Here is a 21,691-nt window from a genome sequence, read left to right as displayed (position 1 = left end):
GTCCCCGTTCGGAAGGCCCCATGCCGATGGCCCCGAAGATCCACCGCCTGCGCGCCCTCGTCCTGCTCCTCGCCATCCTGGCCGCGTCGATGGGCGACGAGGTCCTGCTGGTCGCCGCGGTCTTCCGGCTGTCGGAGACCGGTGACGCCCTGTGGGTGAGCGCCCTGGTGACCGCCCAGCTCGCCCCGCTCATCCTCCTCGGCCCCTTGGCCGGCGCGGTGCTCGATCGCCATGACACGGGGCGGGTGCTGGTCGTGGCCTGCCTGGTCCAAGCGGTCGCCCTGCTGCCCGCGGTCCGCTTCGACGACCACCCCGTGGTGCTGGTGCTGTGCGTGCTCGTGGTGAGCTCCATGGCGGCCTTCGTCAACCCGGCGATCCTCACCCTCCTGCCCCGGGCGACCGGGGAGCTCTCCCCGGTACACGCCAACGCCCTGTTCGAGGGTTCTCGCGCCTCCGCCACGGTCCTCGGGCCACTGGTGGGAGGGGTGCTCGTCGGGTTCGCGGGATTCTCCGCCACGCTGCTCACCGCGTCGGCGGGATTCCTGCTCGCGACCCTGGTCTACCTGACGCTGCGGATCCGTAGACCGGTGACCGAACCGTCGGGGCCGTTGTGGTCCGGCGCGGTGGAAGGAGCCCGTCACCTGTTCGGGGTCCGACTCTTCCGGGTCCTGTTGCCGGTGCTCGTCCTGGCCGTGGTGGCCACCTCCACCATCAACGTCGGCATGGTGTTCGTGGTCCGCGAGGTCATGGGCCACGGGGCTCAGGTGTTCGGCCTGGTCACCGCCGGTTGGGGCGTGGGGCTGCTGCTGGGGGCACTGGCCGTGGCGCTGCTGCGTCCGGCCCCCTCAGGGCGGACGGTCGCCCTGGCCGCCGCCGTCGTGGGCGCCGCGCTGGCCCTGTGGGCCTGGCTCCCGTTCCTGGCGGTGGCACTGATGTGCGTGGTCCTGGCGGGCGTGGGCAACTCCGCGCACAACATCCTGCTCCGCTCGGTGGTCCACCAACGTACGCCCGAACCCCTGCTGGGGCGCGCCCACGCGCTCATGGGGACGGTGGTCAACGGTTCCTTCGTCGTGGGGTTCCTGCTCGCCGGGCTGTTCGCCGCCGACCACCCGCGCGAGCTGCTCGCGGTGGCCGGAACGGTGGCGCTGACGGCCGGCCTGGTCGGTGCCCTCCTGGTCCACCTCACCCGCGCCGATATCGTCCCCGACGCGGTGGGGGCCGACGGGAACAGGGGCGGGTACGGGGACGCGAGGGGGACGGCGGCGTAGAATCGGACACATGTGCGGTCGATATGCCCAGTCACGGAACGTGCACCAGCTGCAACTCGCCTTCGACCTGCCGGAGCAGGCGCTGGGGGAGGAGCCCGACCCACGGGCGTGGCCACCACTGGAGGAACTCGACCCCGACTACAACATCTCACCCGGCCGCCCCGTCCAGGCGGTCTTCGGTCCACCCCCGCAGGGCGGAGCCTCCGGCGCTCCGGGACCGCGTTCGCTGCACACCCTGCGCTGGGGCCTGGTCCCCTCCTGGGCCAAGGACCGCAACATCGGCTACCGGATGATCAACGCCCGGGGTGAGACCGTCGCCGACAAACCCGCGTTCCGGTCGGCCTTCCGCCACCGTCGCTGCCTGTTGCCCGCCGACGCCTACTACGAGTGGCAACTGCTCAACAAGGACGGCACCGCCGAGGCCAGTACCTCGCCGGCCACGGACCCCGGGCACCGCAAGCGCAAGGCCAAGGCGGCCAAGAAGCCCTTCTCCATCCACTACCAGGGCGACGAACCGCTGGCCATGGCCGGGATCTTCGAGCGTTGGCGCGACCCCGAGGTCGCCGAGGACGACCCCGCCGCCTGGGTGTGGTCGTGCGCGGTGATCACCACCGAGGCCGCCCCCGAACTCGCGCACATCCACGAACGCATGCCCGTGATCATGCCCGCCGACGACTGGACGACCTGGCTCGACCCGACCTCCGGCCCCGACGACCTGTCCCACCTGCTGAACGCGACCCCGGTGGACCGGTTCTCCGTCGACGAGGTCTCCACCGACGTCAACAGCATCAAGAACAACCGCCCCGACCTGCTGGAACCCCTTCCGGACGATGGCGAAGAACAGGCGGACACACTCTTCTGACCTCGGCGAGGGTGGACAGGCCGGGGGCGGCCCTGTGTATGGTGTCCGGGGCCACAGGGGGAGTACCTTCCCCCCCGGCCGGGACGACGTGATCGACGCGTCCCTGGGCACGTTCGCCGTGCCGACATGTGAATACGCAACGCGGGAGCTCGCGCCATGGCGGGCTGAGAGGGCGACTCATCGGTGTCGCCGACCGCAGAACCTGTTCGGGTAATTCCGACGTAGGGAGGCCTGCCATGACGGCTATGGACAGCCGTGATCTCTCCACCGACGACGCGCACCGCGTGACGACCGGTCCCATCATGGGATCTCGCAAGGTGTACCGCGAGACCGAGACCCCCGAGGGTCCCACGCTCCGCGTTCCGCGACGTCGGGTGGAACTCACCAACGGCAGCCACTTCGATCTGTACGACACCTCCGGCCCCTACACCGACGACACCGCCGACATCGACGTCCACCGGGGTCTGCCCCGCACCCGTGCCGACTGGGCCCTGGATCCGATCGACGGATCGGTCACCCAGATGACCTACGCCAAGGCCGGGACCATCACCCCCGAGATGCGCTTCGTCGCCGCACGGGAGGGGGTCGCCCCCGAGTTCGTCCGCGACGAGGTCGCCATCGGCCGGGCCGTCATCCCGGTCAACCGCAACCACCCCGAATCCGAGCCGACCATCATCGGCAAGAGGTTCCTGGTCAAGATCAACGCCAACATCGGCAACTCCGCCGTCACCTCCTCCGTCCCGGAGGAGGTGGAGAAGATGGTGTGGGCCACCCGCTGGGGCGCCGACACCGTGATGGACCTGTCCACCGGCAAGCGCATCCACCAGACCCGCGAACGCATCATCCGCAACTCTCCGGTGCCCATCGGCACCGTCCCCATCTACCAGGCGCTGGAGAAGGTCGACGGGGATCCCACCAGGCTCGGCTGGGAGATCTACAGGGACACCATCATCGAACAGGCCGAACAGGGCGTGGACTACATGACCGTCCACGCGGGCGTCCTGCTCCGCTACGTGCCCCTGGCCGCCCGCCGCGTCACCGGCATCGTCTCGCGCGGTGGCTCCATCATGGCCGCCTGGTGCCTGGCCCACCACAAGGAGAGCTTCCTCTACACCCACTACGAGGAACTCTGTGAGATCTTCCGCCGGTACGACATCACCTTCTCCCTCGGTGACGGGCTGCGCCCCGGGTCCATCGCCGACGCCAACGACGAGGCCCAGTTCGCCGAACTGCGCACCCTCGGCGAGCTCACCCACATCGCCCGCTCCCACGACGTGCAGGTGATGATCGAGGGACCCGGGCACGTACCCATGGACAAGATCGCGGAGAACGTCCGTCTGGAGGAGGAGCTGTGCGGCGAGGCGCCGTTCTACACGCTCGGCCCCCTGGCCACCGACGTCGCTCCCGGATACGACCACATCACCTCCGCTATCGGCGCCGCGCAGATCGGATGGCACGGCACCGCGATGCTCTGCTACGTCACCCCCAAGGAACACCTGGGGTTGCCCGACCGGGACGACGTCAAGACCGGGGTCATCACCTACAAGCTCGCCGCGCACGCCGCCGACGTCGCCAAGGGACACCCCGGGGCACAGGAGTGGGACGACGAACTGTCCAAGGCGCGCTTCGAGTTCCGTTGGCGGGACCAGTTCAATCTGTCCCTGGACCCCGAGACCGCCCAGTCCTTCCACGACCAGACCCTGCCCGCCGAACCCGCCAAGACCGCGCACTTCTGCTCCATGTGCGGTCCGAAGTTCTGCTCGATGAAGATCTCCCAGGACGTGCGCAGGTACGCCGAGGAGAACGGGCTGGACACCGTCGAGGCCATCGAGAAGGGCATGGCCGACAAGTCCGAAGAGTTCGCCGAGGGCGGTAACCGCGTCTACCTGCCCCTGGCCGACTGACTGACACGGAAGCGCCGGTGGGTCGCCGTTTCTGGCGGCCCACCGGCCCCTGTGACAGGGTGATCGCAAGAGCCCCGCTGCACAGGAGGTCCTCTTGGAGATCGTCGATTTCGACCTGGCGGTGACCACGGCCGTCTTCGGGCTCTTCTCCTTCGCGTGGTTCGGGTGGGCGCAGGAACGGCCGCCCGGTGACCGGGTCCGTTGGGCGCTGGGCGCGGGTTCACTCCTGGCGCTCGGCCTGACGGTGTACGGCGTGACGCGCGTCCTGGACTCCCGGAGCGAGGGCGTCATCGCAGCCGGCGACAACCTGAGGACGTACCTCATCGTGGTGGGACTGGAGTTCGCCCTCGCGTTGGTGGGCGCCATCGTCCTACGGTTCGTCGACCGTTCCGAGTACACCTCCGCCTGGATCTGCCTGGTGGTGGGGGCGCACTTCTTCCCGCTGGCTCCACTGTTGAACCAGCCCATCCTCCACCTGGTCGGCGTACTGCTCTGCGCCTGGCCGTTCCTCGCCGTGCGCGGGGCACGCCGCCATGACGTGTCGATCAGCTTCGCCACCGGCGTCGGCGCGGGTGTCTGTCTGTTGTTCTTCGACGTCGTGCTCGCCCTCACCCTCATCGGCGTATAGGCGGCCGGTGCTCAGGAAGGCTTGACGACACTCGCGATCAGGTGCACGCCCACGTAGTCGTCGGACTCGGCCGCGTGCATCTCCATCTCCACCAGACGGCCCATGGACCGGGGGTCGCGGGCCAGCATCATCTCCACGGTGGAGGCGGACAGCACGGTTCGCGGCCGGATCCACTCCAGTTCCATCCCGGAGTCGGTGACCAGTTCGGTGAGCTGCTCGGCGGTGAAGCAGCGGGTGATGGAACCGTCCGGCCAGGGCACCAACAGCACGTCGGCGCTGGGCGCGTGACTGAGCTCGGGCCAGTAGTCCTGTTCGGCCAGCAGGGCCATGCCCAGCACCACAGAGTCCACGCACAGCAGGGCCCGCCCGCCTGGTCGTAGGACCCGGGCGACCTCGGCCACGGAGCCCTCCGTGGCCAGGTGCCGGGAGAGGACCCGGTTGTCGGCGATCACCCCGTCGAAGGAACCCTCCGCGAAGGAACGCAGGAACGCGGAGTCGCCGACCACGTGGCGCAGCCGACCCCGGCGGGCCGGCCGAGGCACCACCGCGGCCCGGCCGTTGACCAGGGTGAGCGGCCACCGTATCGCCGCGTCCACGGAGGGCAGGAGGGTGACCACGTCGTGCCCCGCGGCCACGGCGCGTGAGGTGCCTTGGAAGTCCGGACCGGAAAGGTCGAGCAGGCGGGAGGGCGTAGCCGGTAACCAGCGGCTGATCTGCGCCTCGGCGACGGCCCAGTAGAAACGCCAGTAGTCCGACAGTCGATCGGTGGTGGCGAACTGCGCCGCGGGCGATCGGGGACGATCGGAGGCCGGAGTCGGGGACGGTCGCACGTGCACTCCTCTCCCAATCCTTCAAGTGTCCTACCCGCACTCTGCCATGCCTCACCTTTACCGACGGGGCCAATCGTCGAACTTTCGAGGGCCGTCGGTCGTCGGCCCGGCGGAATCAGTGGACGGAGCCCGTTGTTGTCAACGAGACCTGACCGGAAAGTGCGGGTGCCCGGGGGTGTTCGCCGTATTCGTCACTCGCGAGGGAGGAACACGAGAACCATGCCGACTGCCGGCGCGTGCTTGGAGCGCGAGGAAGTGGTGTCGACGTCAGGCCACGTCGATGCGAGGGACCCGGGTGTGGGACCGTATCGTTTGGATATGGACACCCCACCAGGGACCAGCGCGAGGAGGCCGAAGGGCTTGGAACAGAGCCAGGAGACAGCCGAGGAACGGGACGAGCGGTTCGAGAGGGACGTGCTCCCCTTCCTCGACCAGCTCTACTCGGCGGCACTGCGCATGACCCGTAACCCGGCGGACGCGGAGGATCTGGTTCAGGAGACCTTCGCGAAGGCGTTCGGTTCCTTCCACCAGTTCAAGGAGGGGACCAACCTCAAGGCGTGGCTGTACCGCATCCTCACGAACACCTTCATCAACTCGTATCGGAAGAAGCAGCGGGAGCCGAAGCAGGCCGGTACCGAGGACGTCGAGGACTGGCAGCTCGCGCGGGCCGCGACCCACACCGCCGCGGGGCTGAAGTCCGCCGAGGCCGAGGCGCTCGAACACCTTCCCGACAGTGACGTCAAGCGCGCGCTGCAGGACCTTCCGGAGGACTTCCGTATCGCGGTCTACCTCGCCGACGTCGAGGGGTTCGCGTACAAGGAGGTCGCCGAGATCATGGGGACCCCCATCGGAACGGTCATGTCGCGTCTGCACAGGGGGCGGCGCCAGCTGCGCGGCCACCTTGAGGAGTACGCGGTGGACCGCGGGTTCCTCCCGGCGACGCGGGCGGCCGAGGCCGCCGGAGTGGGCGCCAATGGTTCTTCCGCCGGCGGGCGGACACAGAGCGGGTCGGATCGAGGAGATCGACGATGAGCGGCGGCCACGACAAACCTGAGAAGGACACCCCGTGCAGTGAGATGCTGGAGCAGATCTACGTCTACATCGACGGTGAGCTCGGCGAGGGTGACTGCGAACAGGTCCGTGAGCACTTGAGCGGATGCAACCCGTGCCTGGACGAGTACGGCCTGGAAGATGCCGTGAAGAAGCTCGTGGCCAAGCACTGCGGCTGCGATCCGGTCCCGCTGGACCTGAGGGACAAGGTGCTGGGTCGGTTGGCGCGCGCTCGTGAGGAGCAGTTGGCCCGGGAGGCGGGGGCCGCGGGTACCCCACCCGCCTGAGGGCTGGTCCGCTACTCGGCGAAGGCTGGAATTCCAGCCTTCGCCATTTTTTATGCCCGGATGAAGAACGATGATCTCTGCTCTATTTTGTTCTGTTCATATACATTTGTGCCGTTGTGTCATCTTGTCTCTCCTGGGTGTGGGGGTTTTGGTCACCGGGTGCCTTGTCGGATGGCCCAAGGCGTGGTCGACACGCCCGATCGGTTCGAGGTTATTTCGGTCGTGATCGAGTCGGAATGATTTTCCTGAGGTCCGAATCAGTGCACTTCGAGTGGTTACGGGGAGTAGTCATTACTGATGGGGTCTGGGGTGGGCTGTCCACGGATGGTCGAACCCTACGTGGATCGTCCGTGTCCGGACAAAAGCACATGGTTACGCTGGGTAGTCTTCTTGTATTGCTAATTGAATTAGTAATTCCACGCTTCGGAAGTCGATCTTCCGAAAGGGTCTTTCGGGCTGACCAGTTCGGGCTGTGGGTAATCATGTGGGTCTCGGGGCCCGTTAAACTGAAGGCCTTATCCAACGAATAGGGTAATTTGCGCGGCGTGCTCGGGGATGAGCGGGGCGTCGCCATGGGGAGAGGGGACAGCGATGTTCGCTGGCATGTACGTGGCTGCGATGTACGGAATTTTCATGGCTTCCGCTTTTACCGGATGGACCTGGTGGTAGAACAGAACCGGTGAAACCATGACAGTCCGGTCGTCGTCGGTGGGGGGTGAACGGGGGTGCGGGCTCTTCCAGGGGGCGCGCGTGTCTACGTAGGGATCATCGTTGTCTGCGCCGTGGCCATTGTGCTCATCGGTCCCTATCAAGGGATCGACACGGGGACTCTGGCGCTCATGGTGGTTCTCTTCGTGGTCGCGGAGTCGATCAGTACACACGTCCTCGTCGACGTCAAAGAGGCCGGCATCTCGCCCAGTTCGGCCGTGGCACTGGCCGCGGTCGTCCTGGTCGGTCCGGTCGGCGCGGCCGTCGTCGGGTTCTCGTGCGCCCTGGCCCTTCGCCGACAGGCCGTGGTCAAACGGGCCTTCAACGGAGCCCAGTACGCGATCGCGGGCTACGCGACCGGACACGTCTACCTTCTGCTCGGCGGGATCGTCGGGATACCGACCCAGTCGCACTTCCCCGGGATCGTGCTTCCGTACGTCGCGGCGGTCCTGACCTACACCGTGCTCAACTCGGCGCTCATCGCCATCCTCATGTGGTGCCTGGGCGCCACCCGACAGGTCTCGGGTCGTCGGCCCCAACGCTGGCGCCCCCTGGTCGCCCTGGAGCTCTCCTCCATCGGTTACCAGATGCTGGGCCTGGCGATCGCCGCGGTCTGGGGCGCGGTCGGTGTCGTCGCGACGCTGCTGATCCTGTTGCCGCTGTTCATCGCGCGATGGACCTTCGGGCAGCAGACCGCGGAGGCGCGTGCGCACGAGGCCACCCTGGCCACCCTGTGCCAGGCGGTGGAGACCAAGGACTACTACACCCGCGGGCACTGCATGCGTGTGGCCGAGGGGTCGGCCATGATCGCCGCCGAACTGGGCATGTCCGCCGAGCGGGTGCAGAAGATCCGGTACGCCGGGATGCTCCACGACATCGGCAAGCTCGGGGTCCCGACCAAGGTGATCCAAAAGACCGGCAAGCTCACCGACGACGAGTACGCCGCGATCAAGCTGCACCCGACCCGCGGCTACGAGATCGTCCGGGAGATCAGCTTCCTCGACGAGGCCCTCGCCGGTATCCGCCACCACCACGAACGGTTGGACGGGCGCGGGTACCCGATGGGTCTGGTCGGGATGGAGATCCCCGAGTCCGCCCGCATCATCAGCGTCGCCGACGTCTTCGACTGCCTGACCTCCACGCGGTCCTACCGCAAGGCCTGGTCGGTGGAGGAGGCCATCGTCGAACTCCGTCGGTGCGCGGGCACCCAGTTCGACCCCCGGATGGTCGAGGCCATGGTCCGCGCGGTCAGCCGCGAGGGTTGGCAGACCCCGGACATCACCGAACCTCCGGGCGGCCGCTACGGTTCCACCGAGAAGGCCGACTCCACTTCCGCCACCGGCGCACCCGTACCGGCCCCGGCGAAGAAGGGTGGTGGCACGGCCACGGTCGCCGAGTCCACCTCGGCCGGAGCCGTGACGGGTGGTCAGGACCGGTGATGACACAACAGCAGTCGGACGGACCCGCACCCGCGGGACCGGAGGGCGGTGGGCCCGAGGGCGGAGCCCTGGAGCACCAGCGTCGGCGCGAACCGCTCTGGCGCACCTCACGCCCCCTACGGGCCATGCTCGTGGCGGGGGTGGGCGCCGCGTCCCTGACCGCGTTGGTCGGTACCGCGGTCAACGGGGTCGTCGACCCGGAGGTCGCCCTGGCGTTCTGCCTGGTGATCGCCGCGGGCGAGCTGGCCAGGATCAACCTGCCCGGGCAGCGGGAGTCCGCGCCGATCGCGCTGTCCGGCGCGATCGCCTACGCGTACCTGATCAGTCTGGGCGGTGAGCCGGTCCACCACGGCGTCGGTCAGGTCGTGGCGGTGGTGGCCTTGGGCGTGGCCCTGGGTGAACTCCCGCACGTGGCCGTCGGGCGCAGTCCCCGGGTGGAGGGGGTCGCCCGCCGGGTGTTCACCGCCCTGCTGCTGGCCGCGGCCTTCCGGCCGTTGGCCGACCACCTGTCCTTGACCGAACCGTCGATCCTGCTCGCCCTGATCATGATCGGGCTGATCCTGGCGGCCTGGCTGGTGGACGTGGCGATCTCCGCGCTGCTACGGGCGGAACGACTGCGCACCCGCCTGTGGGTCGCGGCCGAGGACGAGGCCAGGGCCCAGGTCGCCACCGGTGTCGCGATCGCCTCCAGCGGTGTGCTCATAGCGTTGGCCTGCACCATCACCGGCCTGGTCGGCCTGCTGGTGTTCAGCGCCCCGCTGCTGGTCTCCCAGGTGGCCTTCCGTAGGCACGCCGAGGTGCGCCGCACCTACCTGGAGACCGTGCGGGCGCTGTCCCGGGTCACCGAGGTGGGCGGCTACGTCGAGAACGGACACTCCCGCAGGGTGAGCCGACTCGCCCACGGCATCGCCTGCGAGCTCGGTCTGGCCGAGCACGAACTGCTGGAGTTGGAGTACGCGGCGCTGATGCACGACATCGGCCAGCTGTCGTTGCGCGAACCCATCGCGGGAGGGGCCACCGTGCTGTCCTCGCCACGCGAGCAGCGTCGCATCGCCGAGTTGGGTTCGGCGATCATCCGGGAGACCGGTGTGCTGGACAACGTCGCCGAACTGGTCCGCCGCCAGTGCGAGCCGCTGGCCGGTGACGGCGACGAGGGCGTGCCCCCACTGGGCAGCCGCATCATCAAGGTCGCCAACGCCTTCGACGACCTCGTCGGTGACACGCGCGAGGACGAACGCCGCACCGCGGTGATCGAACGGCTGCGGATGGACACCGGAAGCGAGTACGACCCCCGCGTGGTCGACGCCCTGGGCCGAGTGCTCGCCCGCGGCTGACCCGTCAGCGGCGGGCGGCGGCCCGCAGCGTCCCTTCCAGGAGCTCCCGCTCGGCCTCGAAGGGGTAACGGGTGGGCACGACGTCGGCGGAGACGATCCAAGCGTCCCCGTCCCCGCCCTCGGCGATGATCCGTTCGGCCAGGTCCGCGATGCTCTCGGCCGACGACACCCGGTTGCCCAGCGCGCCCATGTCCATGTTCGGCAGGTGTTCCCGTACCGGGTCCAGGAGCGGGGTGTCGACGAACCCGGGGCAGAGGGCGTTGAAGGTGACCGGGTCGTCGGCGAAGGTCATCGACAGGGAGCGGACCAGGGCCAGGGCCGCGTGTTTGGTCGCCGAGTAGACCTCGGTGTGAGGTGAGTGGGACAACCCGGCGAAACTGACGGTGACGATGATCGAGGCGCCGGTCCGATGCCGCATCGAGGGCAGCGCCGCGTGCACCCCGTGGACGACCCCGTCCAGGTTCACCCCGACGGCCTGTCGGTAGTGCTCCAGCGAATAGGGGACGCCCATGTCGGTGAAGCTCTCACTCGGCCCGGTGATCCCCGCGTTCAGGTGCAGTACGTCCAGGCCGCCGTGTTCGTTCGTGGCGAGATCGACCACGGTACGGACCTGCTCGAAGTCGCGGACGTCGGTGCGTTGGAAACGGGCCCCCACCTCCTCCGCCAGCGCCGCTCCCGCTTCGGTGTCCACGTCGGCGATCACGACCCGGGCGCCGTCGGACGCGGCACGACGCACCAATGCCGCGCCGATACCGCCGGCTCCGCCGGTGACCAGGACACTCCTGCCCGTGTAAGCGCCCACCATCGAACTCCCCTCCGTCGCTTCCGGTCCTGGAACGAACCTAGGCGGCGGACCTTCCGGGCACCAGGGTGAGGGCACCACCATGCTCCGGGGCGGCAGCGACCCTTCCGGCGCCCGCCCGGGGGCGGTCAGTCCGTCGGGGGACGCAGGCGTGTGACGAACTTGTACCGGTCACCGCGGTAGAGCGAGCGCACCCACTCCACCGGGTGGCCGTCACCGTCGAAACTGTGCTGGCAGTGCAGGACCAGTGGCAGGCCCACGTCCACACCGAGCAGCCGGGCCTCGTTCGGCGTCGCCAGCACGGTCTCGATGGACGCCTCCGCTTCCGCGAGGGACACCTCGTACGCGCTCGCCAGAGCCTCGTAGAGCGAGGCGTAGCGGTCGAGCTGCCTGCGCAGTCCGGGGAAGCGCCGCGCGGCCAGATGGGCGGTCTCCACGGCCATGGGTTCGCCGTTGGCCAAACGGAGCCGCTCGATCCGCAGCACACGACCGCCGGAGCGGATCGCCAGGAGCTCGGCGAGCTGGTCGTCGGCGTTGATGTAGCTGACGTCCAGGATGCGGGTGGCCGGGTGCAGGCCGTGGGCGCGCATCTCCTGGGTGTAGCTGGTCAACTGGAGGATCTGGGCGACCTTCGGCTTGGCGACGAATGTGCCCTTGCCCTGGATGCGCAGCAGGCGACCCTCGACCACCATCTCGGTCAGGGCCTGTCGCACGGTGGTGCGAGAGGTGCCGAACTGGGTGGCCAAGGCACGCTCCGGAGGGACGGGGTTGCCCGCCGGCATCGCCTCGATCAGCTCCAGCAACTGCTTCTTGACCTGGTAGTACTTGGGCACCCGGGGGTTGCCTTCCAATGCCCGCTGAACCGTCATCAGTCTCCTCCGCCGCGTCCAGTGTTCGCCACGCACATCCCGTGCCGTGATGGCCGGTGGCCGACCCTTCCGGCCGCCGATTGGTGTGGACCATTGGTCGAGTGCGTATCCCTTGAGTATGCACGGCTTCATGGGATGATTTGTGAGTGCCTCACCTCAGCGACCTCATTCGCCGTCACACGTCACTCAAACAGGCGGACCTGGAGTGGATCCACTCCCTGGTCTCGGACTGGCAACTCCTGGCCGACCTCTCCTTCGCGGACCTCGTGCTGTGGGTGCGTCTGCGCGAGGACGACGGCTGGGTGGCGATCGCCCAGATGCGACCCACCACCGGCCCGACCGCCTTCCAAGACGACCTGGTCGAGACCGTGCTGCGGGACGATATGACCGATGTCACCTCCCGTTCCGGGCTCAGGGTGGTCGGCCGCCGCGCCCTCATCGACCGGGCCTGGAGCGAGGGAAGGATCTGCCGGGACGGCGACCCCGACTGGTCCGGCGGGGTACCGGTGCGCGAGGAGACCATCCCGGTCCGTCGCCAGGGCAACCTCATCGCCGTCATCCAACGCAGCACCAACCTCAGTTCGGCGCGCACGCCCAGCCGGCTGGAGCTCACCTACCTGCAGAGCGCCGGCGACCTGGCACAGATGATCGCCGAGGGAGCCTTTCCGTTCAGCGACCAGGGACCGCTCATGGTGCGCTCCCCGAGGGTCGGCGACGGTCTGCTACGACTGGACCAGAACGGGGAGGTGGTCTACGCCAGCCCCAACGCGCTGTCCGCCTACCGACGCCTGGGCCTGACCGCCGACCTGGTCGGAGCCCGCCTGGACCGCACCACCCTGGAACTGGCCGCGCAGGGCGAGGCCCGCGACGAGAACCTCACCTACACCGCCAGCGGACGCGCGCCGCAGGAGGCAGAGGTGGAGGCACGCGGCGTCACCGTCCAACTGCGGGCCATTCCGCTGATCATCGACGGGGTGCGCATAGGGGCCCTGGTGATGATCCGAGACGTCACCGAGCTGCGTCGGCGCGAGCGCGAGCTCATGACCAAGGACGCCACCATCCGGGAGATCCACCACCGGGTGAAGAACAACCTGCAGACCGTGGCGGCGCTGCTGCGTCTGCAGTCCAGGCGCCTGGACGTGCCGGAGGCGCGGGCCGCGCTGGACGAGGCCGTGGGCAGGGTGGGCTCGATCGCGATCGTGCACGAGATGCTCTCGCACACACCCGACGAGGTCGTGGACTTCGACGACATCGCCGACCGGGTCATGCAGATGGCGGCGGAGGTGTCCTCCACCGGCGAGGTGGTGGTCCCGCGCCGGATCGGTGGGTTCGGCCTGTTGAACGCACTGGTGGCGACGCCACTGTCGATGGTGCTGGCCGAACTGGTGCAGAACGCGGTGGAACACGGGTTGGGGCAGGGGCCGGGCAAGATCGAGGTGCGGGTACAGCGCTTCGACACCGGACCCGGGTTCCCCGGGCCGAGCAGCCTGGAGCTGGCCGTCTCCGATGACGGTGGGGGCCTGCCGGAGGACTTCGACCTGGAGGGCGCCACGAGTCTGGGTCTGCAGATCGTGCGCACCCTGATCGTGGGCGAACTCGGTGGCACCTTGGCGATCAAGCCGAAGGAGAGCGGCGGCACTGAGATCGCGATCAGCCTGCCGCTGGAACATCCCGAGGGCGCGCTCCCCTAGAGGTCAGGGGGAGATGGGGCGGGGCAGGCGAGTGGGGTTCTGCTCCCGTACGGGCTCAGGGGGTGTGGTCCCGTCGGAGGCGCGCCGGTCCCCGCCCGCGCCGGCGGGGGATCGTTCGGCGTCGTTCGTCGTTCGAAGGGGAGGTCCCGGGAAGGGACGCGATTCAGTGGCTACGGGCCATGGTGCGCTGCGTGGAGCCACTGCGCTTGCGCATCCGGCGGCGTTCCTCCTCGGAGGTGCCACCCCAGACCCCGCCGTCCTGGCCGCTCTCCAGTGCCCACTTGAGGCAGGCGGAGCTCACCGGACAGCGTTGACAGACGGATTTGGCCTCCTCGATCTGGATCAGTGCGGGCCCGAAGTCGCCGATGGGGAAGAAGAGTTCGGGGTCTTCGTCACGGCAGGCTGCGTCATGGCGCCAGTCCATGCGGTCCACTCCTCACAGATTGTGAAGCTTTTCACGATCGCTGTGCAAGGGCACCCGGCGAGAGGCTCAGCGGAAACGGGTCTCCGGCCGGGAGGGTCGGGCCTTCATCCCACGGTCATGTGGGAAGGGCTCGTATTAACTCGCCCGTAACTCGCGGCGATATCTTGAGCGTGACAGGATCACGACAGGCACGCAAGAGTTCCCGAGGTCAAAGGTCCTGATCGACGTGTCGGGTGCGTCACAGTCGGTCGGAATGGCTTCATTCGCCGGAATTAACAGAAGATTCGTAATGCCTTCGGTACCGACTGGAAGTTGACCTCTTCACGCTCTCCCAGGTATTCACCGTCGATTTGGAAGGCCCTCGGGTGGTTCGACGTGATCCGCAGTGAACCCTGGTCGTGCCAGGTCACGTAGCCTTCGCCCCGTCCGGGAAGACCTTTGGGCAGGAACATTTGCGAAAGCACCCAGCCGGTCAACCAGTACGAGGAGCGGGTCAGCGCGAAAGCGTCCAGACCCAGCTCGAAACGGGAGGACGGGGTCGGTTGAAGCGGTAGGGAACCCGCGTACGTCCATGGTGTGGTGTTGGTGACCAGGGCGAAATAGACGTCCCCCAGCGACCTTCCGTCGGTCGACACGGTAAGTGACGGGTCGCGTATATCCCCACCGAAGAACAGCTTTACCGCGACCTCCGCGTACAAGGCGGGAGTGGCCTTCCGGCCGTTCTCTCGCTCGTGCTCCACCTGCTGCACCACGTCGGCGTCCCACCCGAAACCGGCACAGAACGTGAAGTAGCGGTCGTCCAGGTGGCTGGTGATCCGGCCCAGGTTGACCTCGCGCTCACGGCCGGAACGGATCGCGGCGAGGATCTGCCCGGTCGCCTCCACCGGGTCTCCGGAGACCCCCAAGGCGCGGATGAACACGTTGGCGCTACCCCCGGGGATGACCGCGTAACTGGGGCGCTTCCGCTCGGGTACGGCCAGGAGCCCATTGACGACCTCGTTGACGGTCCCGTCGCCGCCCAGGCTCAGCACCAGCCCGAAACCGCCATCGGCGGCGTCTCGCGCCAACTTCTGGGCATGGTCGCGGTAGGAGGTCTCCACGACGGTGACGTCCAGTTCCGACCTCAACGCGCCCAGGATCACCTCGCGGGTGCGATCGGTGGTCGTGGTCGCTTTGGGGTTCACGATGAAGAGGGCACGCACCCGGCCAGTGTAGGGGGTCGAGGATACGGAGGGCCGTGCCAGGGGCGAGGCCGGGGAGGGCGGTGGACCCGTATAGGTTTGACGCGTGTCTTCGCGTCCCATCACTCTCATCATCGCCGCCGCGCTGGAGGCCCTGATCGGGCTGGTCGCGGCCGTCGGCGGCCTCTACAGCCTGTACACGGCGATCGCCGGTGAGGCCACCGACGTGACCTCCTCCGCGATCCCGCTCACCGTCATCGGCCTGGGCGTCGGTGGTCTGTTGATCTTCGTCGCCCGCGGACTGCTGCGGCTGCGCGAGTGGTCGCGCACCCCGGTGGTGGTCACCCAGCTGTTCCTGGCGGTGGTGGCGTACTACATGTTCACCGGCGAGCAGTACGTGATCGGCGGGGTCATGCTCGGCACGGCCGTCATCGCGGCCGCCGCCGTCCTGGCACCGCCCACGACCGCCGCGTTGTACCCCGACCAGACACCGCCCGGTCGTACCGGGCGCAAGTAGTGGCGAGGTGGTGTTCGGGCGCCTGAGGCGGGTGGAACCCGCCGGCGCCCGAACGACCGTTAATCGTCGGTGGTGAGTGCCTGGCGCAGCTGGGCCAGGGTCCGCGCCAACAGACGGGACACGTGCATCTGCGAGATCCCCAGTTCCTGGGCGATCTGTGACTGGGTCATGTTGCCGAAGAAGCGCAGCAGCAGGATCCGCTTCTCCCTGGGCGGGAGCTGCTCCAAGAGCGGCTTCAACGACTCCCGGTACTCCACGCCCTCCAGCGACTCGTCCACGATGCCGAGCGAGTCCGCGACGGCGGGTGCGTCCTCGTCACCGCTGTCGGGGGCGTCGAGCGACACCGTCGAGTAGGCGTTGGCGGACTCCAGGCCCTCCAGCACCTCCTCCTCGGTCATCTGCAGGTGCTGGGCCAACTCCGCGACGGTGGGAGAGCGCCCCTCCCGCTGGGAGAGGTCGCTGACCGCCTTGGTCAGCGAGAGCTTCAGCTCCTGGAGGCGACGGGGAACCCGGACCGCCCAGCCCTTGTCCCGGAAGTGGCGCTTGATCTCACCGACGATCGTCGGGGTGGCGTAGGTGGAGAACTCCACCCCGCGCTCCAGATCGAATCTGTCGATGGACTTGATGAGTCCGATCGTGGCCACCTGGGTGAGGTCGTCCAACCACTCACCACGGTTACGGAACCGGCGGGCCAGGTACTCCACCAACGGCAGGTGGAGCTCCACCAGTTCGTCACGTATGGAGCGCCGCTCGGGCGAGTCCGCGTCGAGTTCGTTAAGGCGCTCGAACAACGCTCTCGCGCGCGCCCGGTCGGGCACCGCGTGCTCGGTCTTCGCTGTCAGAGCGGGCCCCCTTTCGCTCACGCCGGCTCCAGCGTGCCGCGACGTTTGTACAGGACGATGTAGACGCGATCGTCCGGTCCGACCCCCGCGTCCACGTCCCCCGCCAACGCGGACAGGACGGTCCACGCGAAGGTGTCGCGGGCCGGAAGGCGCCCGTCCGCGGTCAGCACCGAGACGGAGATGCGCATCCCATCCGGGGTGAGTTCGAATTCCGTGGTCAGTTCCGTGCCGGGCAGCGCCTGGGAGAGGAGCATCGCGCAGGCCTCGTCGACACCGATCCTCAGGTCCTCGATCTCGTCGAGGGTGAAGTCGAGTCGCGCGGCCAAGCCGGCCGTGGCCGTCCGCAGCACCGACAGATAGGCACTGTCGGCTGGCATGTTGACGGTGACGGCGTCGCGTACACCGGTGGCGTCGGCCGTGGGCACGGCGGTTTCTTCGGTCACGTCCCTCCTTCGGGGGGCGAGGTTGCCGCTTGAATGCAATGTATCTCGTTTCACCCTGCCACTGACGCAGGGAAGTGAGATCGTGTCCGGCGGGTGATGGCCGAACCCGAGACGAATGGTCGGACTCAGGTCCGCGCGGAACCCACAGCGACCAGCGCGTCGCCGTCCAGACGACGGACCGTCCACTCGTCCATGGGTGTGGAGCCCAACGACTCGTAGAACCCGATCGCGGGGGTGTTCCAGTCCAACACCGACCACTCCAGGCGTGTGTAACCACGTTCCACGCAGATCCTCGCGAGGTTGCGCAACAGGGCACCGCCGTACCCGTGGCCGCGCATCTCGGGTCGTACGTACAGGTCCTCCAGGTAGATCCCGTGCCTGCCGGTCCAGGTGGAGTAGTTGAGGAACCACAGGGCGAACCCCGCCGACACGACGGTGCCGTCGGCGTTCTCGTGCTCCACGAGGTGCGCGTACACCGCCGCGTCCGGGCCGAACAGCGCCCGGTGGAGGTCGTCCTCCGTCGCCACCGCCGCCTCGGGTTCCTTTTCGTATTCGGCGAGTTCACCGATCATCCGGTTGATGACGGGAACGTCTTCGGGGCGGGCGGGACGGATCATCGGACCACCTCGGGCGAGTCGGGGACGGCGGATGTTCCCAGGGTATGCGTCCGACGTAAGGGGAATGTGGGGCCGATGATCGGCGCGTGGTGATTGAGGTGCCCGCGTACCGCTCAGTGCGGTCGGTGCGCCACCACGCGTTCCACCAGTCCGAAGAACAGCCGGTCGTGGTGGCCCACCTCGAAACCGACCTCCCCGGCGACCTCCCGGGGGAGCCTGCGCGGGTGTTCGCGTCGGCGCTCCCGCAGCAGCAATGGCATCCGCGTGTACTCGATGTGGTCGACCAGGAGCAGCCGGCCGCCGGGTACCAGGACGCGGTGCATCTCCCGTAGGGCCCGTTCCTGGTCGGGGATGGTGCACAGGGAGAGCGTGCACACCACGGTCTCGAAGGAACGGTCGGCGAAGGTCATGTCCTGCGCGTCGCCCTCCACCAGGGTGATGGATCGTTCCAGGCCATCGGCCTTCTCCCGGGCCTTGGCGAGCATCGCGGGGCTCAGGTCCAACCCGGTGAGTTCCACCTGGGGCGGGTAGTACCGCAGGTTCCGCCCGGTCCCCACGGCCACCTCCAGGGTGCGCCCGCGCGCGCCGGTGCACAAGAGCTCCCTGGTGTCGCGGATGGCCACGTGTTCGCAGTGGCCTCCGAGGTCGTATCGGCCCGCGCGGTGCTCCCAGAGCCGACGTGTCTTTTCCGTACGCGAGTCCATGCCTCTCCCCGGGACAGGTTCGGGGTGCCCCTGGGAAAAGACTCTGGGACCGGGAGGCCGGCCGGTCAAGGGGTGAGGCGGGGTGTTTCCCGATCACCCCGAACCCACGTGCGGTTTCGGGTGGATACGGTCCGGTTCCGGCCGTGGGCGTGTGGAACCGATTCGATGAGGTAAGGGCCGCGGGGCCCGCACACCACTGGTGTACGGACCCCGCGGGTGGATTACTGGATCACCTTGGACAGGAACGCGCGGGTGCGTTCGTGTTGTGGGTTCGAGAGCACCTCGGCGGGCGTCCCCGTCTCCACCACGGCGCCGTCGTCCATGAAGACCAGCGAGTCGCCCACCTCGCGGGCGAAGCCCATCTCGTGCGTGACGACCACCATGGTCATGCCACCCCTGGCCAGGTCGCGCATGACGTCCAGGACCTCGCCGACCAGCTCCGGGTCCAGCGCGCTGGTGGGCTCGTCGAAGAGCATCAACGACGGTTCCATGGCCAGCGCGCGGGCGATCGCCACACGCTGCTGCTGGCCACCGGAGAGCTGTTCGGGGTAGGCGTTGGCCTTGTCCGGCAGACCCACCCGCTCCAACAGTTCCATGGCCCGCTCGGTGGCCTGGGCCTTCGGGGTGCGCTTGACCTGCGTCGGCGCCTCGATGACGTTGCCGAGCACGGTCAGGTGCGGGAACAGGTTGAACCGCTGGAAGACCATCCCGATGTCGCTGCGCTGGGCCGCGATCTCGCTGTCCCGCAGCTCGTAGAGGCGCCCGCGCCTTTGCCGGTATCCCATCAGCTCACCATTGACCCACAGACGGCCGGCGGTGAGCTTCTCCAGGTGGTTGACGCAGCGCAGGAAGGTGGACTTGCCCGACCCCGAGGGGCCGACCACGCACATCACCTCGCCACGTCGGACCTCCAGGTCGATGCCCTTGAGGACCTCCAGGCGACCGAAGCTCTTGCGCACGTCCTCGGCGACGACGAGCGCGTCGGAGGGTGGTGCGTCGGCGGTCTCTACGGCCACGTCGTCAGCGGGCATGCGGTTCTCCTCGGCCATCAGTGCCTCCCTCCGACGATGTGGTTCTCGACGCCGCGCTCACTGCGGCTGAACCTGCGCTCGATGAAGTACTGGCCGACCATGAGGACGCTGGTGATCGCCAGGTACCACAGGCAGGCCGCCACCAGCATCGGGAAGATCTGGTAGGTGCGGGTTCCGATGGCCTGGAGCTGGTAGAAGAGCTCGATGGTCACCGGCACGTACGCCAACAGGGCGGTGTCCTTGAGCATGGCGATGGTCTCGTTGCCCGTGGGCGGGATGACCACCCGCATCGCCTGCGGCAGCGTGATGCGCCGCATGATCTTGCTTCGGCCCATACCGAGGGCCTGGGCGGCCTCGGTCTGGCCCTTGTTCACCGACTGCAGGCCGGCGCGGATGATCTCGGCCATGTAGGCGCCCTCGGACAGCGCCAGGGCGAGCAGACCGGCCATGTAGCCGCTCAGGAGGGTGCGGACGTCGATCTCGAAGAACCGGGCGTCGCCCTCCAGGCCCAGCATGGGCATCCAGTAGTTGTCGAAGGGGAGCCCGACGTGGATGGTCGAGTACAGGATGGCGATGTTGCCGAAGAGCACGGCCAGGACCAACCGGGGCACACCGCGGAAGAACCAGGTGTACAGCCAGGCGACCGACACCAGGACCGGGTTCCCGGACAGACGCATCACCGCCAGCACGACGCCCAGCAGGATGCCGATGACCATGGACAGGATGGTGGCGCTGAGGGTCACCCAGACACCGTTCACGACCGGGTCCGAGAACATGTGCTCGAACATGAACGGCCAGTTGAACGCGGGGTTCGTGATCAGCATGTTCACGAACATCGCGGCGAGGACCAGCACGACCCCGGCGGCGACCCAACGTTCCGGGTAGCGGACGGGGACTGCGGAGATCGGGTCGGCCGGTCGGCCCGGGGTCGGTTCCTTCGACCCCGGATCGTCCGCCGATGCACTCGGTGACGTCACGGATCAGACTTTCGCTAGTGGCGGGCGAACAGGGCGGGCGGTCGTCGTGACCGGAACGGGCGCCCGGACACGTTCTGATGAAACGGCCGCACGCCGGCCCTGGTGAGCTCGGCGTGCGGTGGTGCGACGCTGGGGGACCCGGTGGGGCTATTCGTCGACGGAGGGGTTGACCTCGGAGGTCTCGACGGCACCGACCTCGATGCCCCACTCCTCCAGGACGTTCCCGTAGGTGCCGTCCTCGATGATGGAGTTGAACCCGGCGGCCAGGGCATCGGCCATCTCGGTGTCGTCCTTGGGGGTGATGACGCCGTAGGGCGCGGCCGAGTACTGCTCGTCGATGAATTCGAGCTGGTCGCCGGTCTCCTGCAGGGCGAACAGGGAGGTGGGCAGGTCGGCCAGGGACGCGTCGTTGAGTCCGGAGACCACGCTGGAGGTCGCCAGCGGCTGGTTCTGGAACTTCTCGATGGTGATGGCCTCTTCGCCCGCCTCGACGCAGGCGTCGCTACGGGCCTCGATGTCGGTGTCGTGCGTGGTGCCGGTCTGCACGGCGATGCGCATACCGCAGGCGTTGTCGGGGTCGACCCCTTCGGGGTTCCCGGCGAGGCCGAACCACTGCGTCCCGGAGGAGAAGTAGCTCACCATGTTGACGGCCTCCATGCGCTCCTCCGTGATGGTGAAGGAGGAGGCGCCGAGGTCGTAGTTGCCGCTGTCGACGCCGATGATGATGGAGTCGAAGTTGGCGGGGACCCACTCGACTTCGAGGCCGAGCTTGTTCAGGGCGGCCGTCACCAGGTCCACGTTGAAGCCGAGGACGGTCTCGCCGTCCTCGTCCAGGTACTCGCCGGGCGCGTACTCGGCTTCGACACCGATGCTGACGACGCCGGCCTCGGCGATGTCGTCGGGGAGCAACGCGGCGAGTTCCTCGTCGACGGAGACCTCCGGCGCTTCGGGGGCGGCTTCGTCCTCGGCGCCGTCACCATCGCCACACGCGGAAAGGGTCAGGACACCCACTGCGGCGAGGGCGGTGAAGTAGGGGAGGGACTTGCGCAGGGGCATGTGAGGTCTCCTTCAAGGGCACGAATCATGCCTGCTCGGAGGCCTGTTCGCGGATCCGTTCCGCAGGCCTGGAACGACAACACGGACATTATGCTGCATAGTGCTTTAAGTCGGTAGCACTCCATCCTGACGCCCCGCGATTTTCCCGCGGTCACCGTTGTGAGAGGATTGCGTAACGGGTCATCCCCGTGAGATGCGGACGCGCTGTACTCGTATAAGAGTCCGGC

The 21,691-nt window shown here is 68.0% G+C and carries 22 protein-coding genes and 1 riboswitch; of the genes, 10 read left to right on the top strand and 12 right to left on the bottom strand.

Annotation, left to right across the window (positions count from 1 at the left end):
- Positions 1–26 precede the first annotated feature (26 nt).
- From ABZ717_RS00375 to ABZ717_RS00360, 4 genes are all read left to right on the top strand, one after another.
- Positions 27–1,268, top strand: a complete 1,242-nt coding sequence (locus ABZ717_RS00375; protein ID WP_358503211.1) for an MFS transporter — start codon at positions 27–29, stop codon at positions 1,266–1,268.
- A gap of 10 nt (positions 1,269–1,278) precedes the next feature.
- Positions 1,279–2,130, top strand: coding sequence for an SOS response-associated peptidase (locus ABZ717_RS00370; protein ID WP_358503209.1), 852 nt, complete (start codon positions 1,279–1,281; stop codon positions 2,128–2,130).
- 131 nt (positions 2,131–2,261) lie between these two features.
- Positions 2,262–2,377, top strand: a riboswitch (TPP riboswitch).
- On the top strand, positions 2,367–4,034 hold the full coding sequence (gene thiC, locus ABZ717_RS00365) for a phosphomethylpyrimidine synthase ThiC (protein ID WP_358503206.1): 1,668 nt from the start codon (positions 2,367–2,369) through the stop codon (positions 4,032–4,034). It overlaps the preceding riboswitch by 11 nt.
- A gap of 94 nt (positions 4,035–4,128) precedes the next feature.
- Positions 4,129–4,662 (top strand): hypothetical protein, encoded by a 534-nt coding sequence (locus tag ABZ717_RS00360; protein ID WP_358503203.1) that lies wholly within the window; start codon positions 4,129–4,131, stop codon positions 4,660–4,662.
- 11 nt (positions 4,663–4,673) lie between these two features.
- Here the strand turns inward: ABZ717_RS00360 and ABZ717_RS00355 are convergent, their stop codons facing one another.
- The gene (locus ABZ717_RS00355) at positions 4,674–5,498 is read right to left on the bottom strand and encodes a methyltransferase domain-containing protein (protein ID WP_358503200.1); all 825 of its coding nucleotides are present in this window, start codon (positions 5,496–5,498) and stop codon (positions 4,674–4,676) included.
- Between the two features lie 354 nt (positions 5,499–5,852).
- On the opposite strand from ABZ717_RS00355, the gene ABZ717_RS00350 reads away from it, so the two are divergent.
- From ABZ717_RS00350 to ABZ717_RS00335, 4 genes are all read left to right on the top strand, one after another.
- The gene (locus ABZ717_RS00350) at positions 5,853–6,524 is read left to right on the top strand and encodes a sigma-70 family RNA polymerase sigma factor (protein WP_358503197.1); all 672 of its coding nucleotides are present in this window, start codon (positions 5,853–5,855) and stop codon (positions 6,522–6,524) included.
- Positions 6,521–6,829: a mycothiol system anti-sigma-R factor gene (gene rsrA / locus ABZ717_RS00345; protein ID WP_358503194.1), complete on the top strand. Its 309-nt coding sequence runs from the start codon at positions 6,521–6,523 to the stop codon at positions 6,827–6,829. The genes ABZ717_RS00350 and rsrA overlap by 4 nt, the downstream gene beginning before the upstream one ends.
- Before the next feature lie 791 nt (positions 6,830–7,620).
- Entirely contained in the window at positions 7,621–8,976 is a 1,356-nt protein-coding gene (locus ABZ717_RS00340) for an HD-GYP domain-containing protein (RefSeq protein ID WP_358503510.1), read from the top strand.
- A complete protein-coding gene (locus ABZ717_RS00335) occupies positions 8,976–10,310 on the top strand; it encodes an HD domain-containing phosphohydrolase (protein WP_358503191.1) in 1,335 nt (444 codons plus the stop codon). The genes ABZ717_RS00340 and ABZ717_RS00335 overlap by 1 nt, the downstream gene beginning before the upstream one ends.
- Positions 10,311–10,314: 4 nt before the next feature.
- Here the strand turns inward: ABZ717_RS00335 and ABZ717_RS00330 are convergent, their stop codons facing one another.
- Positions 10,315–11,115, bottom strand: a complete 801-nt coding sequence (locus tag ABZ717_RS00330; protein WP_358503188.1) for an SDR family oxidoreductase — start codon at positions 11,113–11,115, stop codon at positions 10,315–10,317.
- Between the two features lie 125 nt (positions 11,116–11,240).
- A complete protein-coding gene (locus ABZ717_RS00325; RefSeq protein WP_358503185.1) occupies positions 11,241–11,981 on the bottom strand; it encodes a GntR family transcriptional regulator in 741 nt (246 codons plus the stop codon).
- A gap of 146 nt (positions 11,982–12,127) precedes the next feature.
- On the opposite strand from ABZ717_RS00325, the gene ABZ717_RS00320 reads away from it, so the two are divergent.
- On the top strand, positions 12,128–13,672 hold the full coding sequence (locus ABZ717_RS00320) for a histidine kinase N-terminal domain-containing protein (protein ID WP_358503182.1): 1,545 nt from the start codon (positions 12,128–12,130) through the stop codon (positions 13,670–13,672).
- Positions 13,673–13,835: 163 nt separating this feature from the next.
- Here the strand turns inward: ABZ717_RS00320 and ABZ717_RS00315 are convergent, their stop codons facing one another.
- Both ABZ717_RS00315 and ABZ717_RS00310 read right to left on the bottom strand, forming a co-directional pair.
- Complete coding sequence (locus tag ABZ717_RS00315; RefSeq protein ID WP_067601456.1) at positions 13,836–14,096, bottom strand: WhiB family transcriptional regulator; 261 nt, start codon at positions 14,094–14,096, stop codon at positions 13,836–13,838.
- Between the two features lie 272 nt (positions 14,097–14,368).
- The gene (locus ABZ717_RS00310) at positions 14,369–15,298 is read right to left on the bottom strand and encodes a diacylglycerol kinase family protein (RefSeq protein WP_358503179.1); all 930 of its coding nucleotides are present in this window, start codon (positions 15,296–15,298) and stop codon (positions 14,369–14,371) included.
- A gap of 85 nt (positions 15,299–15,383) precedes the next feature.
- Between ABZ717_RS00310 and ABZ717_RS00305 the strand changes: the two genes are divergently transcribed.
- Complete coding sequence (locus ABZ717_RS00305) at positions 15,384–15,794, top strand: hypothetical protein (RefSeq protein ID WP_358503176.1); 411 nt, start codon at positions 15,384–15,386, stop codon at positions 15,792–15,794.
- A 59-nt stretch (positions 15,795–15,853) separates the two neighbouring features.
- On the opposite strand, the gene ABZ717_RS00300 is transcribed toward ABZ717_RS00305, so the two are convergent.
- The 7 genes from ABZ717_RS00300 to ABZ717_RS00270 form a co-directional block, all read right to left on the bottom strand.
- Complete coding sequence (locus ABZ717_RS00300; protein WP_358503507.1) at positions 15,854–16,612, bottom strand: RNA polymerase sigma factor SigF; 759 nt, start codon at positions 16,610–16,612, stop codon at positions 15,854–15,856.
- Between the two features lie 41 nt (positions 16,613–16,653).
- Entirely contained in the window at positions 16,654–17,079 is a 426-nt protein-coding gene (locus ABZ717_RS00295) for an anti-sigma factor (protein ID WP_067601466.1), read from the bottom strand.
- A 125-nt stretch (positions 17,080–17,204) separates the two neighbouring features.
- The gene (locus ABZ717_RS00290; RefSeq protein ID WP_358503173.1) at positions 17,205–17,696 is read right to left on the bottom strand and encodes a GNAT family N-acetyltransferase; all 492 of its coding nucleotides are present in this window, start codon (positions 17,694–17,696) and stop codon (positions 17,205–17,207) included.
- A 113-nt stretch (positions 17,697–17,809) separates the two neighbouring features.
- Positions 17,810–18,400 (bottom strand): class I SAM-dependent methyltransferase, encoded by a 591-nt coding sequence (locus tag ABZ717_RS00285; protein WP_358503170.1) that lies wholly within the window; start codon positions 18,398–18,400, stop codon positions 17,810–17,812.
- A 221-nt stretch (positions 18,401–18,621) separates the two neighbouring features.
- A complete protein-coding gene (locus ABZ717_RS00280; RefSeq protein WP_358503167.1) occupies positions 18,622–19,449 on the bottom strand; it encodes an amino acid ABC transporter ATP-binding protein in 828 nt (275 codons plus the stop codon).
- The gene (locus ABZ717_RS00275) at positions 19,449–20,408 is read right to left on the bottom strand and encodes an amino acid ABC transporter permease (protein WP_358503164.1); all 960 of its coding nucleotides are present in this window, start codon (positions 20,406–20,408) and stop codon (positions 19,449–19,451) included. Before ABZ717_RS00275 ends, ABZ717_RS00280 begins: the two co-directional genes overlap by 1 nt.
- 147 nt (positions 20,409–20,555) lie before the next feature.
- On the bottom strand, positions 20,556–21,464 hold the full coding sequence (locus tag ABZ717_RS00270; protein ID WP_358503161.1) for an ABC transporter substrate-binding protein: 909 nt from the start codon (positions 21,462–21,464) through the stop codon (positions 20,556–20,558).
- Positions 21,465–21,691: the final 227 nt, after the last annotated feature.

Source organism: Nocardiopsis sp. NPDC006832, assembly GCF_040635885.1.
GTDB lineage: Bacteria > Actinomycetota > Actinomycetes > Streptosporangiales > Streptosporangiaceae > Nocardiopsis.
Note: the sequence above shows the minus strand (reverse complement) of the source record. Positions and strands in the feature narration are given on the sequence as shown.

Coding starts and splice junctions, on each gene's coding strand:
- ABZ717_RS00315 (WP_067601456.1), bottom strand. CDS start 14,096: ATGGACTGGCGCCATGACGCAGCCTGCCGTGACGAAGACCCCGAACTC.
- ABZ717_RS00370 (WP_358503209.1), top strand. CDS start 1,279: ATGTGCGGTCGATATGCCCAGTCACGGAACGTGCACCAGCTGCAACTC.
- ABZ717_RS00290 (WP_358503173.1), bottom strand. CDS start 17,696: ATGATCCGTCCCGCCCGCCCCGAAGACGTTCCCGTCATCAACCGGATG.
- ABZ717_RS00280 (WP_358503167.1), bottom strand. CDS start 19,449: ATGGCCGAGGAGAACCGCATGCCCGCTGACGACGTGGCCGTAGAGACC.
- rsrA (WP_358503194.1), top strand. CDS start 6,521: ATGAGCGGCGGCCACGACAAACCTGAGAAGGACACCCCGTGCAGTGAG.
- thiC (WP_358503206.1), top strand. CDS start 2,367: ATGACGGCTATGGACAGCCGTGATCTCTCCACCGACGACGCGCACCGC.
- ABZ717_RS00335 (WP_358503191.1), top strand. CDS start 8,976: ATGACACAACAGCAGTCGGACGGACCCGCACCCGCGGGACCGGAGGGC.
- ABZ717_RS00270 (WP_358503161.1), bottom strand. CDS start 21,464: ATGCCCCTGCGCAAGTCCCTCCCCTACTTCACCGCCCTCGCCGCAGTG.
- ABZ717_RS00325 (WP_358503185.1), bottom strand. CDS start 11,981: ATGACGGTTCAGCGGGCATTGGAAGGCAACCCCCGGGTGCCCAAGTAC.
- ABZ717_RS00375 (WP_358503211.1), top strand. CDS start 27: ATGGCCCCGAAGATCCACCGCCTGCGCGCCCTCGTCCTGCTCCTCGCC.
- ABZ717_RS00330 (WP_358503188.1), bottom strand. CDS start 11,115: ATGGTGGGCGCTTACACGGGCAGGAGTGTCCTGGTCACCGGCGGAGCC.
- ABZ717_RS00285 (WP_358503170.1), bottom strand. CDS start 18,400: ATGGACTCGCGTACGGAAAAGACACGTCGGCTCTGGGAGCACCGCGCG.